The sequence below is a fragment of the Streptomyces sp. PTY087I2 genome (assembly GCF_001687325.1).
Taxonomy (GTDB): Bacteria; Actinomycetota; Actinomycetes; order Streptomycetales; family Streptomycetaceae; genus Streptomyces.
The window spans coordinates 195750-213113 of sequence record NZ_LZRD01000012.1; the positions used below are offsets into that span (position 1 = coordinate 195750).

Consider the following 17364-nt stretch of genomic DNA (forward strand, 5'->3'; position numbering starts at 1 on the left):
CTGACCGGATGGCTGCGAAGATCGACATCGACGCTTATGTGCAGGGAGTGCTCGACGGGAAGCGGGCGTTCGTGGCGCGCGCGATCACGCTCGTCGAGTCGACGCGGGCCGAACACCGGGTGCTGGCCCAGCAGTTGCTGAGCCGGCTGCTGCCGCACGCGGGGGCGGCCCGGCGGATCGGGATCAGCGGGGTGCCGGGCGTGGGCAAGTCCACGTTCATCGACGCGCTCGGCACGATGCTCACCGGGCTGGGCCATCGGGTGGCGGTGCTCGCGGTCGACCCGTCCTCCAGCCGTACGGGCGGTTCCATCCTGGGCGACAAGACCCGGATGGAGCGCCTGGCGGTGGACCCGGCCGCCTTCGTCCGCCCCTCCCCCACGGCGGGCACGTTGGGCGGGGTGGCCAAGGCGACCCGGGAGTCCATCGTGGTGATGGAGGCGGCGGGTTACGACGTGGTGCTGGTGGAGACGGTGGGGGTCGGGCAGTCGGAGACGGCGGTGGCCAACATGGTCGACACGTTCCTGCTGCTCACCCTGGCCCGTACCGGCGACCAGTTGCAAGGCATCAAGAAGGGTGTTCTGGAGCTGGCGGACGCCATCGCGGTGAACAAGGCCGACGGCCCGCACGAACGCGACGCCCGCTCGGCCGCCCGTGAACTGGCGGGCGCGCTGCGGCTGATGCATCCGGCGGACGCGGCGTGGACGCCTCCGGTGCTCACGTGCAGCGCGCGCGAGTCGACCGGGCTGGACACGCTGTGGGACCGGCTGGAGCAGCACCGTACGGTCCTGGAGTCCACCGGTCGGCTGGCGGCCAAGCGCCGCGATCAGCAGGTGGACTGGACCTGGGCCATGGTCCGGGACGAGCTGCTGGACAGCCTGTACGGCCATCCGGCGGTGCGGAAGCTCGCGCCGGAGCTCGAACAGCGGGTCCGGGAGGGCACGTTGACGGCGACGCTGGCGGCCGAGGAGATCCTCGGCGCGTTCCGCGGCGGCGGATCGGGCACGTCCGGCTGAAGCCCGGCAGAGGAAGTGGACCGAGGGGCCCCCGGACGGAGGGGCCCCTCGGCGTTTGCGGGCGCCCGCGGGCGCTTGCGCGGTCGCCTGTGGCTCAGACGGCGGTGGGCGTGCGCACGGTCGGTACGACGACGGGGGTCCCGTCGGAGGTCGCGGTGAGGATCTCCGCCTCGATGCCGTAGAGCTCCTGGACGAGCGCGGCGTCCACGGTCTCGCGGGGCGGCCCCGAGGCGACGATCCTGCCGTCGCGCATGGCGACCAGGGTGTCGGCGTAGCGCGCGGCGGCGGCCAGGTCGTGGACGACCATGACGATGGTGCGGCCCTCCGCGGCGACTTCGCGGACCAGGTCCAGGACCTCCACGGCGTGCCCGATGTCGAGAGCGCTGGTGGGCTCGTCGAGCAGGACGACGGGGGTCTCCTGGGCGAGGGCCATGGCGAGCCAGCAGCGTTGGCGCTGGCCGCCGGAGAGCTGGTCGAGGCGGCGTCCGGCCAGAGCGGCGGTGCCGGTGGCCTCCAGGGCGCGGGTGACGGCCTCCTCGTCCTCGTGCGACCACTGCCGGAACAGCCCCTGGTGGGGGTGGCGTCCGTACCGTACGAGTCCGGCCACGGTGACCGCTTCGGGGGCCTGCGGGGCCTGGGGCAGCAGGGCGATGCGGTGGGCGGCGTCGCGCTGGCGCAGCTTCCATACGTCGGCGTCACCGACGTACACCGTGCCGGAGCGGGGCTGGTGGAGGCGGGCCATGGAGCGCAGGAGGGTCGATTTGCCGCAGCCGTTGGGGCCGACGATCGCCACGACCTGACCGGAGGGGACCGTCAGGTCGACCTGATCCACGGCGGTATGACCGGCGTATCCAGCGGTGAGCTGTTCGACACGGATTTCCACGGAGACCGGCCTTTCCGAAGGACTTGGACAGCATTTTGCCCGATGACGCTAAAGTAAGGCTAACCTTAGCTCGCTCACGAGCCGACGGCCGCATCCGTGCGACCGTTCGATCGTCGACGCTTCATGTCCCGTTGAACCCGGAGCCCTTGATGACCCTGCACAGCCGCCCCGCCCGCACCGCCGTCCGAAGAGCGGCGCAAGCCGTCGCCGCACTCGGAGCCGCCACCCTGCTCCTGACGGCCTGCGGCTCGGACTCCGACTCGGGCAAGTCCTCCGGGGACAAGGCCGGCAAGGCGGACACCGCCTCCTCCTCGACCCGTACGGTCAAGGACGCCACGGGCAAGGCCGTGGAGATTCCGGCCGAGCCCAAGCGCATCGTCACGCTGACCCAGGAGGACCTGGACGCGGTGCTGGCGCTGGACATCAAGCCGGTCGGCATCACCAACGGGCAGGGCCTGGACAAGCCGCCGGCCTACCTGGCGGACAAGGTCGAGGGCATCAACGTCGTCGGCAACCTTCTCCAGCCCGTCATGGACAAGGTCGTCGCCGCCAAGCCCGACCTGATCCTCGCCGGTGACATGCAGGACGAGCAGGTGCTGAAGCAGCTCCGGGAGATCACCCCGGCCACGCTGGTGACGATGGCGCCGACCGATGACTGGAAGCTGTTCTTCCGGGGTGTCGGCAACGCCGTCAACAAGCTCGACGCGGCCAACAAGTTCATCACGGACCACGAGGCCGCCGCCAAGGCCGCCGGGGAGAAGCTCGGGAAGAACAAGGGCGCCGAGGTCTCCATCGTCCGCTGGAACCCGGACGGTCCCAGCTGGATGGAGAACAAGCAGTTCGCCAGTGGCGTCGCGCTGGAGATGGGGCTGAAGCGGCCCAAGTCCCAGGACAAGGACGGCAACGCGCACACGCCGTCGCTGAGCCTGGAGAAGATCAACGAGATCGACGGCGACTGGCTGTTCCTCTCGACGCTGACCTCGGACGGCGAGAAGGCGCTCAAGGACGTCCAGTCCAAGCCCGCCTACAAGGAGCTGGGCGCCGTCAAGAACGGCCACGCGGTGACCGTCGACGGCTCGGTGTGGTCCACGCGCGGCGGCCCGCTCGCGGCGGACGTCGTCCTCGGCGACTACGTCAAGGCGCTCTCCGCCAAGTGACCTCCGGGTGACGGCAACGCCGTGCGGCCCGGACCGGGATCCTCCGGTCCGGGCCGCACGGCTTCGGTCCCGCCGCTCAGCTCCTGGCGGCCGCGAAGTCGGCGGCCGTCCACGCCATGCCCACCGCCCCGTCCAGCAGGGCCTGTTCGGCCGCCGGGGAGATCGCCGCCTCGGCGAACGCGGCCTCGTGCGGGCCGCAGGCCCCTCCGCTGATGTCGAGCACCGGATGGATGGACGGCACCACGTGCGAGACGTTGCCCATGTCGGTGCAGGCGAACGGCGGGCGCTCGACCGGTTCGGCGCGGCCCAGCTCGCGGGCGTTGGCGGTCCAGAGCCGTAGCAGCTCCGGGTCGCCGCGGAAGTCCAGGTAGTCGGGCTCCGGCCGCTCCAGGGTCACTTCGCAGCCGGTGGCGAGCGCCCCGGCGCGGAAGCAGTCCTCGACCCGCTGCCGCAGCTCCCGCAGGTCCTCGGCGGCCAGCGCCCGTATCTCATAGGTGGCGGTGGCCCGGTCGGGGATCGCGTTGGGCGCGGTTCCGGCGGCGGTGGTGATGCCGTGCACCCGCCACTGCGGGGGCAGTTGCTGGCGCAGGAGGCCCAGGGCGACCTGGGCGACGGTCAGGGCGTCGGCGGCGTTGCGGCCCTCGTGCGGGTTGAGGCTGGGGTGCGCGGCGCGGCCGGTGTAGGTGACGTCGAGGGTGCCGAGGGCGAAGGAGCGGAAGTCGGCCATCTCGAAGGGGCAGGGGTGCACCATCATCGCGGCGTCGACCCCGTCGAACGCCCCGGCGTCCAGCAGCAGCGCCTTGCCGGCTCCGCGCTCCTCGGCGGGGGTGCCGATGACCCGTACGGTCAGGCCGAGTTCGTCCACATGGGGGGCGAGGCCGAGGGCCGCGCCGACTCCGGCGGCGGCGATCAGGTTGTGCCCGCAGGCGTGGCCGAGGCCGGGCAGCGCGTCGTACTCGCAGGCGATGGCCACGGTGACGGGTCCGGAGCCGATCGTGGCGCGGAACGCCGTGTCCAGGCCGTGGGCGGGTGCGGTGACCTCGAAGCCGTGCGCGGCGAGGAGTTCGGCGCAGAGCGCGGCGGACTTGTGCTCCTCGAAGGCGGTCTCGGGCTCGGCGTGCAGGCGCCTGCTCAGGTCCAGCAGGGCCGGGGCGTGACCGGCGACCGCCTCCCGGACGGCGGCCCTGAGCGCCTGGGCCCGCTCGTCGGCCCCTTCGCCGGCAACGTCGTCGGCCCGCGTCTCGGGGCGGGGGGCTGCGGGGACGGTCATGGGCTCTCCTGGCGTTCCGGACCGCCCCGGGGCGGTCGCCTGCACTGTCGGAAATAGGTTAACTTAGCCTTACCTAAGTGTGCGCCGTGCCCGATGGCCGGTGTCCGTTGTCCTTCAGGGGAGTCGTCACACCTATGCATGAGCGTCCGAACCGCCCGACCAGCACTTCGGCAGCGCACTCCGGCGGCGCACCCTCCCCGGGCCTCCCCCTGCTGACGGCCCAGTCGGGCATCTACTACGCACACCAGCTGGCGCCGCTGGGCACCGAGTTCAACACGGCGGACTGCGTGGAGATCGACGGGCCACTGGACGCGGACCTGTTCGTGGAGGCGTTGAGACGGGCGGTGGGCGAGGCGGAGACCCTCGCCCTGCGCGTGTCGGAGGCCGACGGCGTACCGGTGCAGCGGATCGCGCCCGTCGCCGAACCCGTGGTGCACCGGCTGGAGTTGACCGAGGCCGAGGCCGAGGCGTGGATGCGGGAGGACCTGGCCCGGCCGGTGGACCTCGCCGCCGACGGCTCGCTGATGACGCAGGCGCTGATCCGGGTCGGCGAGGGGCGCCACCGCTGGTACCAGCGGGTGCACCACATAGCCGTCGACGCCTACGCCCTGTCCCTGATCGGGCAGCGCGTCGCCGAGCTCTACCGCGCATTGGTGGCCGAAGAGCCGCTGCCCGAGAGCCGGTTCGCCCCGCTGAGCGAACTGACCGAGCAGGAGACCGCGTATCTGGCCGGTGAGGAGTACGCGGCGGACCGGGCCTTCTGGTCGGCCCGTATGGCGGGCGCCGCGGTGGCGGTGCCGCACCGCTCCCCGGTCCTCGCACCGACTGAGAACGCACCGGACGGCGGTCGCCCCCACCGCACCGCCGATCTCCCGGCCGATGCCCTGGAACGGCTGTCCTCGGCGGCGCGTGCGGTGAAGGCGACCTGGGCCGAGCTGGTGGTGGCCGCGACCGCCGGTCATCTGCACCGGCTCACCGGCGCCGAGGACGTGGTGCTGGGTCTTCCGCTGACCAACCGCCGGGGTCCCGCCGCCCTGCGCACCCCGGCCATGGCCGTGAACGTCCTGCCGCTGCGGATCGCCGTACGCCCTGCGGACACCGGGGCCGAGCTGCTGCGCCGGGTGGTGCTGGAGATCCGTGAGGTCCGCCGCCACCAGCGCTACCCGCAGGCGGACCTGCGCCGCGATCTGGCCCTGGAGTCGGCCGAGACCCCGCTGACCGGCCCGATGGTCAACGTCAAGCCGTTCGACGACGCCCTGGACTTCGCCGGAACCACCGGCACCGTACGCAATCTCGCGGCCGGGCCCGTGGAAGGGCTCGCGGTCGGCGCGGCCCCCGGCCCGGACGGCGGCCTGCGGCTCACCCTGGACGCCGACCCCGCCGCGTACGGCCCCGATGACCTCGCCGCCCACGAGGCCACCTGGCTGCACTATCTGGACGGGCTGGCCGAGCTGCTCCTGACCGACCCGACGCGGGCGATCGGCACCCTGGACCTGCTCACCGGCGACCAGGTGCGCGAGGCCACCTCCGGCCGCACCGAACCCGCCGCCGCGCTCCCCCTCCCCCGGTCGTTCACCGCGCAGGCCGCCCGGACGCCCGACGCCGTCGCCGTACGCTCCACCGTGGCGGGCACGTTCCGGGGGGCGAACGCGGAGGCGGACTCCGGGACGGACGCCGGGGCCGGCCCGCGTACGGAGCCGGGAGCGGGCGCCGCCGAGGCAGCCGCCGCGCCCGGCGCCCGCCTCACCTTCGCCGAACTGGACGCCGCCTCCGACCGCCTGGCCCACCTGCTGACCGGCCTCGACGCCTCGGGCCGCCGGGGGGCCGCCCGTGGCGCCGAAGGTGCTGGTGGCGCCGACGACGCGGACGACGCCCCCAACGCAGGCGGCACCGTGGCGCTGGCGCTGCCCCGGACCGCCGACATGGTCGTCGCGCTGCTGGCCGTGCTCAAGGCGGGCCGGGTCTGCCAGCCGCTCGACCTCGGCCACCCCGCCGCCCGGACGCTGGCCGTTCTGGAGGACGCGCGCCCGCTGTGCGTGATCGGCACGGCGGCGACGCTCGCCGCGCTGCCCGACCACGGGCTGCCGACGGTCGCGCTCGACGCGCCCGCCACGGCCGACGCCCTCGCCGCCTGCCCCGACGGTCCGCTGCCCGCCGGGCCCGCGCTCGGTGACCCCGCCTATCTCATCCACACCTCCGGTTCCACGGGCCGCCCCAAGGGCGTCCTCGTCAGCCACGCCTCGCTCGCCAACCTCTGCGCCGGGCACGGCACGGACCACATCGCCCCGGCCGTGGCACGGACCGGCCGGGACCGCCTCCGGGTCGCGCACAGCGCCTCGTTCGCCTTCGACGCGTCGTGGGACCCGCTGCTGTGGATGGTCCACGGGCACGAACTGCATCTGCTGGACGACGCCGCCTACCGGGACCCGGCTGCCCTCACCGCGTACGTCGACGCACACCTGGTCGACTATCTCGATGTCACCCCCTCCTACGCCGAAGCGCTGCTCGCCGAAGGCCTGCTGGACGAGGGCCGCCACCACCCGGCCCACATCGTGGTCGGCGGGGAGACCGTCCCCCCGGCCCTGTGGGAGCGGCTGACCGAGGCGACGGCCGTGCACCCGGTCAACCTCTACGGGCCGACCGAGACGACGGTCGACGCCTACTACTGGGTGCCGGGAGACTCCCCCGCCCGGCCCGACGGCCGCCCCGTGCGCGGCTCACGCGTCTACGTCCTGGACTCCTCCCTCCGTCCCGTGCCCGCCGATGTGACGGGTGAGCTGTATGTCGCGGGGGCCTGCCTGGCCCTCGGCTATCTGGGCCGCCCCGATCTGAGCGCCGAGCGGTTCGTCGCGGACCCGTTCGGTGCGCTGCACGGCGAGCCCGGGGGCCGCATGTACCGCACGGGCGACCTGGTGCGCCGCCGCGCCGACCACACCCTGGAGTTCCTGGGCCGCAGCGACGACCAGGTGAAGATCCGTGGCTTCCGGATCGAACTCGGTGAGATCCAGGCACGCCTGGCCGCCCACCCCCAGGTCTCGGCAGCCGCCGTCATCGCCCGCGACACCGGCCAGGGCAAGCGGCTGCTGGCCTATGCCGTGCCGACGAAGGACGCCGCCACGCCGCCCGCGCCGGGCGAGCTGCGCGACCATCTGGCCGCCGCCCTGCCCGAGCACATGGTCCCCGCGACCGTGACGCTGCTGGACGCGCTCCCCCGTACCGCCAACGACAAGCTGGACCACCGGGCGCTGCCCGATCCCGAACCGCTCTCCTCCGCCGCCGGGGCGGAGGCCGCCGACGGGAGCAACCCGCACACCGAGATCGTGCGGGGTCTCTACGCCGACGTGCTCGGTATCGCGGAGCCCCCGGCCGCCGACGCGGGCTTCCTGGACCTCGGCGGGCACTCGCTGCTCGCCGCCCGGCTGGCCGCCCGCGTCCGCGAGCACTTCGCCGTCCCGTTCTCCATCGCCGACGTCTTCCGCCACTCCACCCCGGCGGCGCTCGCCGCGCAGGTCCGCACCCGCAGCGGCGCGGGCACCGCTTCCGTGCCGCTCTCGCCCGTCCCCCGCACCGGTCCCCTCCCTCTCTCCCCGGCCCAGCAGCGGTTGTGGTTCCTCCACCGCCTCGAAGGCCCCAGCCCGACCTACAACATCCCGCTCGTGCTCAGCGTCACCGGCCCCCTGGACCACGACGCTCTCCAGCTCGCCCTGCACGACCTGGTGGACCGTCACGAGACACTGAGAACGGTATATCCGCGCACTGACAACGCGTCCGGAGACGGGTCCGGAGCCGACGCGGACGGCACCCCTCACCAGCTGATTCTTCCTCCGGGCGCGGAGTCGGCCCGGCCGGTGCTGCACCTCGCGGAGCTGGGCAGCGATCTGACCGAGGCCGTCCGCCACTGCTTCGACCTCGCCACCGAGCCGCCGCTGCGCACGGTCCTCTTCAACGACGGACCCGGCCACCAGACCCTGCTCCTGCTGCTCCACCACATCGCGGGCGACGGGGCCTCCACCACTCCCCTCGCCCGCGACCTGGCCACCGCCTACACCGCGCGCCTGGCGGGCCGCGCCCCGGAGTTCGCGCCCCTGGCCGGCCAGTACGTGGACCACACGGCCCGGCTCCAGCTGCTCCTGGGCTCCCCGGCCGAGCCGACCGCGCTCGCCGAGGCCCAGCTCGCCCACTGGCGCGAGGCGCTCGCCGGGCTGCCGGACCAGCTGGAGCTGCCCACCGACCGGCCCCGCCCGCCGGTGGCCACCTCGGCGGGCGACACCGTGCCCTTCGCCCTGGACGCCACGGCGCACGAGGCGCTGCGCCGGCTCGCGCGGGCGCACGGGGCGACCGTGTTCATGACCGTGCAGGCCGGGCTCGCCGCTCTGCTGACCCGGCACGGCTGCGGCACCGACATCCCCCTCGGCACCCCCGTGGCGGGCCGCGACGACGGCGCCACGGCCGGGCTCGTCGGCTTCTTCACCAACACCGTGGTCCTGCGCACCGACACCTCCGGCGATCCGGCCTTCGGTGATCTGCTGGACCGGGTGCGGACGACCACGCTGGCCGCGTACGAGCACGACGCGCTGCCGTTCGACCACCTCGTCGAGGCGCTGAACCCGCCGCGCTCGCTGTCCCGGCACCCGCTGTTCCAGGTGATGCTGGCCTGGCAGTCGATCGCGGACGCGCCCGTCACCCTCGGCCCGGACACCACCGCGCGGCTGACCGCCGTGCCGTCGGGCACCGCGAAGTTCGATCTGACCCTGAACGCGGGCGAGCTGCCCGACGGCGGGATCGGCGGCTTCCTGGAGTTCCGCACCGACCTCTTCGACCGGTCGACCGCGCAGGCCCTGGCGGACCGGCTGTCCCGGCTGCTGACGGCCGCCGCCGAACGGCCGGAGACCCCCGTCGGTCTGCTGCCCGTGCTCGGCGAGGACGAGGTGCACCGCGCCCTGGTCGAGGCCAACGGCGTCCCTTCCGGCGACCGGCCCGCGCCGCTCACCCTGGCCGAGGTGTACGGGGCCGCCGCGCGCCGCCACCCGGAGCGGGTCGCGGTCAGCTGCGAGGGCGATGCGCTGACGTACGCCGAACTGTCCTCCCGGGCCCAGTCGCTGGCCCGGCTGCTGGCGGACCGGAACATCGGCCCCGGTTCGATCGTGGCGCTCGCGCTGCCGCGCTCCCTGGACCTGGTGGCCGGGCTGCTCGCGGTGTCGCTGGCGGGGGCCGCGTATCTGCCGATGGACCCGGACTACCCGGCGGACCGGCTCGCGTACATGCTGGACGACGCCCGCCCGGCGGCGCTGATCACCGACGCGGCGACGGCCGGGCGGCTGCCCGCGCACGATCTGCCGCTGATCACGGTGGACGAGGCGGCCGGCTTCCCGGACGGGCCGGTCACCCAGGCGGACCGCACCCGGCCGCTGACCCCGCAGGACCCGGCGTACGTCATCTACACCTCGGGATCCACCGGGCGGCCCAAGGGAGTTGTCGTCACCCAGCACAATGTGACGCGGCTGCTGAAGGCGACCGAGCACTGGTTCTCGTTCGGGCCGGACGACGCGTGGACGCTGTTCCACTCCTACGCGTTCGACTTCTCCGTGTGGGAGCTGTGGGGCGCGCTGCTGTACGGCGGCCGGGTCGTCGTCGTACCGCATGTGACCAGCCGTGACCCGCAGGCCTTCCTCCGGCTGCTGGCGGAGGAGCGGGTGACCGTCCTCAACCAGACGCCGTCCGCCTTCTACCAGCTCGCCGCAGCCGACCGGGAGGCTCCCGGTCACGAACTGGCTTTGCGGTACGTGGTGTTCGGCGGGGAGGCGCTGGAGCTGGGGCGGCTCGCGGACTGGTACACCCGCCACCAGGAGAACGCGCCGACGCTGGTCAACATGTACGGCATCACCGAGACGACCGTCCATGTCTCGTATCTGGCGCTGGACCGGGCGGCCGCCGCCTCCGCGGTCTCCAGCACCATCGGCGTGAACATCCCCGACCTGCGCGTCTACGTCCTGGACGACCGGCTCCAGCCGGTGCCGCCCGGGGTGACCGGCGAGATGTACGTCGCGGGCGAGGGCGTGGCGCTCGGCTATCTGGGCCGCCCGGACCTGACGGCGGGACGCTTCGTCGCCGACCCGTTCGCGCATCTCTTCGGGGAGAGCGGGCGGCGGATGTACCGCTCGGGCGACCTCGCCCGGCGGCGCGTCGACGGCACGCTGGAGTACTTCGGCCGGGGCGACCAGCAGGTCAAGATCCGTGGGTTCCGTATCGAACTCGGCGAGATCGAGGCGGTGTTGGCCGCGCATCCGGAGGTCGCGGATGTGGCGGTCGTGGTCCGCGAGGACCAGCCCGGCGACAAGCGGCTGGTCGGTTACGTCGTGCCCTCGCCCGGCACGGACCCGGTCCCGGCGGCGCTGCGCGAGCACGCCGCCGCCACGCTGCCGGTGCACATGGTGCCCTCGGCGGTGGTGGTGCTGGACCGGCTGCCGCTGACCGGCAACGGCAAGCTGGACCGCAAGGCGCTGCCCGCCCCGGGCGTTCCGGTGAACGCCGGAGGCCGCGCGCCGCGCACGGTCCGCGAGGAGCAGCTCTGCTCGATCTTCGCGGAGGTGCTGGGGCTGCCGTCCGCCGGGGTGGAGGACAACTTCTTCGACCTGGGCGGCCATTCGCTGCTCGCGGTGCGCCTGGCCGGGCGGATCAGGTCGGCGTTCGGCATCGAGGTGTCGATCGGCACGGTCTTCCAGGCGCCGACGCCCGCCGCGCTGGACACGGCGCTGGACGTCTCGCGCGAGGAGGACCCGCTGGATGTGCTGCTGCCGCTGCGGCCCGCCCGCCCCGGCGACCGGGCCCCTGTCCACTGCGTGCACCCGGCGGGCGGCCTGAGCTGGTGCTACGCCGGTCTGATCCGCCACCTGCCCGCCGATGTGCCGATCTACGGGCTCCAGGCTCAGGGCGTCGGCGAGGCGACGGCGGACGAGCCGTTGCCCACCACGCTGGAGGAGCTGGCGGCGCACTACGCGTCCCGGATCCGGGAGGTCCAGCCGGAGGGTCCCTACCGGCTGCTCGGCTGGTCGACCGGCGGCATCATCGCGCACGCGATCGCGGCGGTGCTCCAGGAGGCGGGCCAGGAGGTCGAGTTGCTGGCGATCCTGGACGCGTACCCCGCCGAGGGCTTCCGCGACCTGCCGGTGCCCGATCAGGCCGAAGCGCTCGAATCGCTGCTCACCATGGGCGGTTACGGCCCCGAGAGCCTCGGGGACAAGGAGCTGAACACGGCCAACGTGGTTGAGGTACTGCGCCGCGAGGGCTCCCCGCTGGCCGCGCTGTCCGCCGCGAAGATCGAGGCGCTCGGCGAGGTGTACCTCAACACCAACGACCTCGTCCGGGCCTACGACCACCGGGTGTTCCAGGGCGATGTGCTGTTCTTCCGGGCCACGGTGGACACCATCGACGACACCCTGACGCCCGAGACCTGGACCCCGTACGTGAGCGGGCGCATCGACAACACCAACGTCGCCTGCTCGCACAAGGACATGACCCTGCCCGAGCCGATCGCGCACATCGCGCGCGTGGTCGCCGACCGACTGACCGAGCTGGAGAAGTGACACCGATGAGCGACGCATCCGCCAACCCCTTCGACGCGGACGGGGAGTTCCTCGTCCTGACCAACGCGGAGGGTCAGCACTCGCTGTGGCCGCTGTTCGCCGCGGTGCCCGAGGGCTGGTCGACGGCTCACGGTCCGTGCGCCCGGCAGGACGCGCTGGACTGGATCACCGCGCACTGGGCCGGCCCCGCCCCCGTCTCCGCCGCCGCGCGGTGAGCGGGCTGCTGATCCGGCCCCGGATACGTCCCCGGGTCGCGGTCGTCCTCGTCTACACGGCCGCGATGTGCATGAACGGCCTGGACTCGACGATCGTGAACCCGGCGCTCTACACGATCGCGGGCGACTTCGGCCGCCCGCTGTCGGCGGCGAACACCGTGGAGACGGCCTTCCTGGTCGCGCTCGCGGTGGGGCTGCCGGTGGCGGGGTGGCTGGGCGACCGGTTCGGGACGAAGCGGGTGTTCCTCGGCGCGCTGGCCGCGTTCACGATCGCCTCGGCGGTCTGCGGGCTGGCTCCGGACCTCACGACGCTCGTGGTCGCCCGGGCCGTACAGGGCCTGGCGGGCGGGCTGTTGACGCCGGTCGGGATGACGCTGCTGTTCCGGGCGTTCCCGCCGCACGAGCGGATGAAGCTGGCGAAGGTGCTGATCGTGCCGACGGCGCTGATGCCCGCGCTCGGCCCGCCACTGGGCGGCCTGCTCACCGAACACCTCTCCTGGCACTGGCTGTTCTTCGTGAACGTGCCGATCGGGGCGGCGGCCGTCGCGCTGGGCGTCCTCGGTCTGCGGGAGCATGTCGAGGGACCGGAGGGGAAGTTCGACACGGTCGGCTTCTGGCTGGCGACCCCGGCGCTGGGTCTGCTGACGTACGCGCTGGGCTTCGGCCCCTCGCAGGGCTGGACGGAGCCCGCGGTCGCCGTGAGCGCGGCGCTGGGGTCCGTCCTGCTGGTGGCGGCGGTGCTGCACCAGGTGCGGGCGAAGACGCCGTTGCTGAAGCTGCGGCTGCTGGCCGACCGGGTGTACGGGTCGGCCTCGGCGCTCGCCGGGGTGACCGCGGCCGGGCTGATGGGCGTGCTGTTCGTCTTCCCGCTGCTCTACCAGGCGAGCCTGGGCGCTTCGGCGCTGGACGCCGGGCTGAGCGTGTTCCCGGAGGCGGTGGGGCTGATGCTGGCCTCGCAGGTGGTGGACCGGCTGCTGCCTCGGCTCGGCCCCCGGCTGCTGACCGTTCCGGCGCTGCTGGTCGCGGCGGCGGTCTTCGGTGCGCTGGCCGTGCCCGGAGTGGCGGAGAACGCGTGGAGCGTGCGCGGGCTGATGTTCCTGATCGGTCTGGTGCTGGGGACGGCGGTGCTCACCGTGCAGATCTCCGGCTTCGAGTCGATCGCACCGCCCGACATGGGGCAGGCGATGGGCCTGTTCCAGATCGTCCGCACGCTGGGCGGCGCGCTGGGCATCGCCGCCTGTGCGGCGGTGATCGGCGGCGGTCATGTGACGGAGGCCTCCGCCGACCCGGGCCCGTACCGTACGGCGGTCTGGGTGACGGCGGGACTCGTCGCCGTGGGCGCGCTGATCGCGCTGCGGCTGCCGCGCGAGGCCCCGCAGCCACCGCCGTTCGACGACGAGGACGCTCCCGAGCCGCCCGGCGAGGGCGTGTCGCCGGAGGAAGCCCCGGTCGTCAAGGGCTGAGCGGGCATACGAGTGAGGGGCGGGCGGCATCCGGAGGGGGGATGCCGCCCGACGCGGAGTTACGGGGAGGTGGCTCAGCTCCCGCCGAGGAGAGCGGCCAGCCCGTCCGCGAGGCCGCCCCGCCAGCAGGCGTAGTCGTGGCCGCCGTTGAACTCCCGGTAGCGGACGTCGTATCCGCGGGCGCGCAGCACATTGCGGAGCCTGCGGTTCTCCTGGAGGAGCATCCACTCCTGGAGGCCGACCTCCAGATGGAGGGTCACCGGCCTGCGCTCCGCCCACGCGTACTGCCCGGTGAGCCATTCGCTGCCGCGTTCGTCGTCGGGCCACCAGAAGGAGCCCGACTGGGAGAGGGCGAGGCCGAAGCGGTCGGGCCGCTGGAACGCGGCGAACGCGGCGGTGAGGCCGCCCGCGCTCTGGCCTGCGACGACGGTCCGTGTGGCGTCGGCCCCGGCCCCGTACTCCCGCTCGGTCCAGGGCAGCAGGGTGTCGGCGAGCCAGTCGACGAACGGGGCGCTGCACGCGAGGTCGTCCATGCGCCGGCCCATGGTGTCGACCAGGACCGCCACGGTGGGCGGCAGGTCTCCGTCGGCGTGCAGGTTGTCGAGGATGTCGCCGACGCCGAGGACCGGCCCCCACATCTCGCCGTCGAGGAGCACGGCGAGCGCGTACGGACCGCCGTCCGGGCGGTGGCCGGGCGGCAGGTGGACGGTGATGGAGCGGCCGTCGACCTCGGCGTCGAGCGTGCGGCCCCGGTCCACGTCGTCGCGCCGCCGGATGCGTGACTGGGGCGGGGCATCGGGGAGTTCGAGGACGGAGGCGGGGTTGCGGCCGTCCCGGGAGGGCAGCGGGGTACGGTCGTTGAGCGGGTCGGGTTCGGCGTGGTCGAGGACCCGGAGCCAGGCGGCCCGGTCGGCGCGCAGGGCGTCCTCGCGGGTGCCGTCGGTGGCGTGGAACTGGTACGAGGCACGGTGGTCGGCGCGCAGCCGGTGGCTGATCGCCCACACGCCCGTGCCCTCGATCCGTCGCATCAGATGGGGGGCGAGGTCACCCGCGTGCCGGTCCTTGTCGGTGACCGTGTGGACGAGGGCCAGGACATGGGTGGCGGGGCGCGCGGGGTCCTCACGGCGGACGAAGGTGACGAGCCGGTGGTCCGGGTCGCCCTCGGGGTCGGGTTCGACGAGCGGGGTGCCGGTGGCGGCCGCGTACCGCCAGAACGCCTCCTCGGCGTCGGGCTTGCCGGCGCGGACGTCCGCGAGGAGCGTACGCAACAGGGGGCTTCGCACAGCGGTCGCCTCGGATTCGGTCGGCCCGGTGGATATCGGTCCCGTGGATGTCGGTTCCGTGGATACGGGCGGGGGCGGCGGGTTCTTGCGCGGCGGGTAGGCCGGCTTCTGAGTCATGGCTGTCTCGCTGTTCTGTACGTGGGTGGCGGGTCGCTACACGCGGGTGGCGGCCGAGCGGCCGAGCAGCACCCAGAGCAGGAAGGGGCCGCCGAGGACGGTGGTGACGATGCCGACGGGGAGTTCGGCCCCGTCGAGGACGATGCGGCCGAGGGTGTCGGCGGCGACGACGAGGACGGCTCCGGTAAGCATCGAGCCGACAAGCGGCACGCGCAGGGGTCCGGCGAGCCGGGAGGCGATGACCGGGGAGGCGAGCGCGACGAAGCCGACGGGTCCGCAGATGCCGACCGCGAGGCCGGCGAGGGCGACGGCGAGGAGCAGAGCCAGGGCGCGGACCCGGCCGGGGGCGGAGCCCAGCGAGGAGGCGGTCGCGTCGTCGAAGCGCAGGACGCCCAGGTGGCGGGCGACGGCGAGGCTGACGGGGACGAGCACCGCGAGGCCGATGAGGACGGGGACGGCGACGGAGTAGCTGCGCCCGTTGAGGCTGCCCGAGGTCCATACGTACAGCGAGCTGGCGGAGGAGAGGGACCGGCGGGAGAGGACGACCTGGGTGATGGCGGAGGCCAGGGCGGACATGGCGAGGCCGACGACGAGGACGCGGTAGCCGCGCTGGCCGAGGCCGCCGGAGACGGTGGTGACGACGATGACGGCGACCAGGGCGCCGATCGGCCCGGCCCACCAGGCGCCGAACGTTCCGGTGGCGCTGAGGGTGACGGAGAGCAGGACGGCGGCGGTGGCCCCGTCGTTGACGCCGAGGAGTTCGGGGGTGGCCAGGCGGTTGCGGGCCAGGGTCTGGGTGAGGCAGCCCGCGAGGCCGAGGGCGGCGCCGGCGGTGAGTCCGGCGACGATGCGGCCGAGGCGGAACTTCTGGACGAGCAGCACGTCGAAGCGGTCGCCCTGGCCGAACACCGCGCGGAAGGTACGGGCGACGCCCATGTCGCTCTGGCCCGCGTAGGCGGAGAGGACGACGGCGAGCAGGAGGACCCCGGTGAGGGCGAGGGCGGCCAGGGCGGCGCGCCGGGTGACGAGGAGGGACAGCGGGCCGCGGCGCAGGACGAGGGTGTCGGCCGGGCTGACCCGCGGGGTCTTGGCCTTCGGGGTGCGGCGGGCCGGGCGCGGCAGGGTGATCCGGAAGCGGCGGGGCCGGTCGGGTGCGCGTTCCTCGGTGGCCGGTTCCGTCATGCCCATCGAGGCCAGCTGCTTGGAGCGGACGATGGCGATGAGGACGGGCGCTCCGATGAGGGCGACGATGACGGAGACGGGCGCTTCGAAGGGCCGGGAGACCACGCGGGCAGCGATGTCGGAGACCGTCAGGACGCAGGCGCCGATGAGCCCGGCGAGCAGGATGCGGGCGGCGAGCCGGGTGCCGGCGAGGGCGCGGGCGAGGAAGCCGGCGAGCAGGCCGAGGAAGGAGATGGGCCCGGCGAGCGCGACAGCGGCCGCGGTCAGCAGGGTGACGCCGATGGCGACGACCGTACGGATCACGGGGGGCCGGTGGCCGAGGCTGCGGGCGAGGTCGTCGCCGAGGGCGAGGGCGGAGAGCGGGCGGGCGATCAGCAGCGCGACGACGAAGCCGAGGGCGAGAACGGGGGCGAGCCGGCCGAGTTCGCCGAAGCCCTCGACCCCGGCGAGGGACCCGAGGACCCAGAAGCGGAATCTGTCGTAGGTCTCGGCGGAGTTGACGACGATGACGCTGGTGAGCCCGCCGAAGGTGGCGCCGAGCGCCGCACCGGCGAGGACCAGGCGCATGGGAGAGCCGCCGCCGCGTCTTCCGGATATGAGGAGGACGAGTCCGCTGGCGACCACCGCGCCGACGAACGCGCAGACGAGGTAGGCGTAACCGGAATCGAAGCCGAGCAGCGCGATGCCCGCGACGACGCCGAGCGAGGCGCCCGCGTTGACGCCGAGCAGCCCGGTCTCGGCCAGGGGGTTGCGGGTGACCGCCTGGAGGAGGCAGCCGGCGACGCCGAGGGCGGCCCCGACGAGCAGCGCGGTGAAGGTGCGCGGCAGGCGCAGGTCGCCGACGACGAGGGAGAGCCGGGCGTTGTCGCGCGCGCCGTCCCGGCCGAGCAGGTAGTCCAGGACGCCGCCGGGGCCGACCTCACCCGCGCCGATCGAGAGGGAGAGGGCCGTCAACAGCAGGACGGCGACGGCCAGTCCGGCGACGGCCACCACCACGGTCCGCCGCCGCGGGTCGGCCGTGGCGGAGGAATCGCCGGGGGTGACGGCAGGTGTCGCGGGCACGACCGCGACGGCGATCGGCCGGTCGGCTTCTCCCTCGTCCAACTGAACGGTCGAGGAGTCATGTTCGGGAGCCGAGGCCGTGGTCCCCGTGTGCGGCGTTTGCATAAGGTGAGGCTAGCCTAAGTAGATATCGACG

Annotated in this window: 9 protein-coding genes; 5 read left to right on the forward strand and 4 right to left on the reverse strand. The window is 73.8% G+C overall.

Annotated features, from left to right (window positions below; all coding sequences use genetic code 11):
• The first annotated feature begins 8 nt into the window (after positions 1-8).
• The gene (gene meaB / locus A3Q37_RS15835; protein WP_065484742.1) at positions 9-1013 is read left to right on the forward strand and encodes a methylmalonyl Co-A mutase-associated GTPase MeaB; all 1005 of its coding nucleotides are present in this window, start codon (positions 9-11) and stop codon (positions 1011-1013) included.
• 94 nt (positions 1014-1107) lie between these two features.
• Here meaB and A3Q37_RS15840 read toward each other — a convergent pair whose 3' ends face one another.
• On the reverse strand, positions 1108-1896 hold the full coding sequence (locus tag A3Q37_RS15840) for an ABC transporter ATP-binding protein (RefSeq protein ID WP_065484745.1): 789 nt from the start codon (positions 1894-1896) through the stop codon (positions 1108-1110).
• A 149-nt stretch (positions 1897-2045) separates the two neighbouring features.
• Here A3Q37_RS15840 and A3Q37_RS15845 point away from each other — a divergent pair, with 149 nt between their 5' ends.
• The gene (locus A3Q37_RS15845) at positions 2046-3053 is read left to right on the forward strand and encodes an iron-siderophore ABC transporter substrate-binding protein (RefSeq protein WP_065484749.1); all 1008 of its coding nucleotides are present in this window, start codon (positions 2046-2048) and stop codon (positions 3051-3053) included.
• A gap of 76 nt (positions 3054-3129) precedes the next feature.
• Here the strand turns inward: A3Q37_RS15845 and A3Q37_RS15850 are convergent, their stop codons facing one another.
• Positions 3130-4323, reverse strand: a complete 1194-nt coding sequence (locus A3Q37_RS15850) for a M20 family metallopeptidase (RefSeq protein ID WP_065484754.1) — start codon at positions 4321-4323, stop codon at positions 3130-3132.
• A gap of 134 nt (positions 4324-4457) precedes the next feature.
• Here A3Q37_RS15850 and A3Q37_RS15865 point away from each other — a divergent pair, with 134 nt between their 5' ends.
• The 3 genes from A3Q37_RS15865 to A3Q37_RS15875 are packed head-to-tail and all read left to right on the forward strand — an operon-like array spanning position 4458 to position 13584.
• Complete coding sequence (locus A3Q37_RS15865) at positions 4458-11906, forward strand: non-ribosomal peptide synthetase (protein WP_107471540.1); 7449 nt, start codon at positions 4458-4460, stop codon at positions 11904-11906.
• Between the two features lie 5 nt (positions 11907-11911).
• A complete protein-coding gene (locus tag A3Q37_RS15870) occupies positions 11912-12121 on the forward strand; it encodes an MbtH family protein (protein WP_065484761.1) in 210 nt (69 codons plus the stop codon).
• Positions 12118-13584: a DHA2 family efflux MFS transporter permease subunit gene (locus tag A3Q37_RS15875; RefSeq protein WP_065484764.1), complete on the forward strand. Its 1467-nt coding sequence runs from the start codon at positions 12118-12120 to the stop codon at positions 13582-13584. The genes A3Q37_RS15870 and A3Q37_RS15875 overlap by 4 nt, the downstream gene beginning before the upstream one ends.
• 74 nt (positions 13585-13658) lie before the next feature.
• Here A3Q37_RS15875 and fes read toward each other — a convergent pair whose 3' ends face one another.
• On the reverse strand, positions 13659-14867 hold the full coding sequence (gene fes, locus A3Q37_RS15880) for an enterochelin esterase (RefSeq protein ID WP_255311829.1): 1209 nt from the start codon (positions 14865-14867) through the stop codon (positions 13659-13661).
• A 153-nt stretch (positions 14868-15020) separates the two neighbouring features.
• The gene (gene fhuB / locus A3Q37_RS15885) at positions 15021-17333 is read right to left on the reverse strand and encodes a Fe(3+)-hydroxamate ABC transporter permease FhuB (protein ID WP_107471541.1); all 2313 of its coding nucleotides are present in this window, start codon (positions 17331-17333) and stop codon (positions 15021-15023) included.
• Positions 17334-17364: the final 31 nt, after the last annotated feature.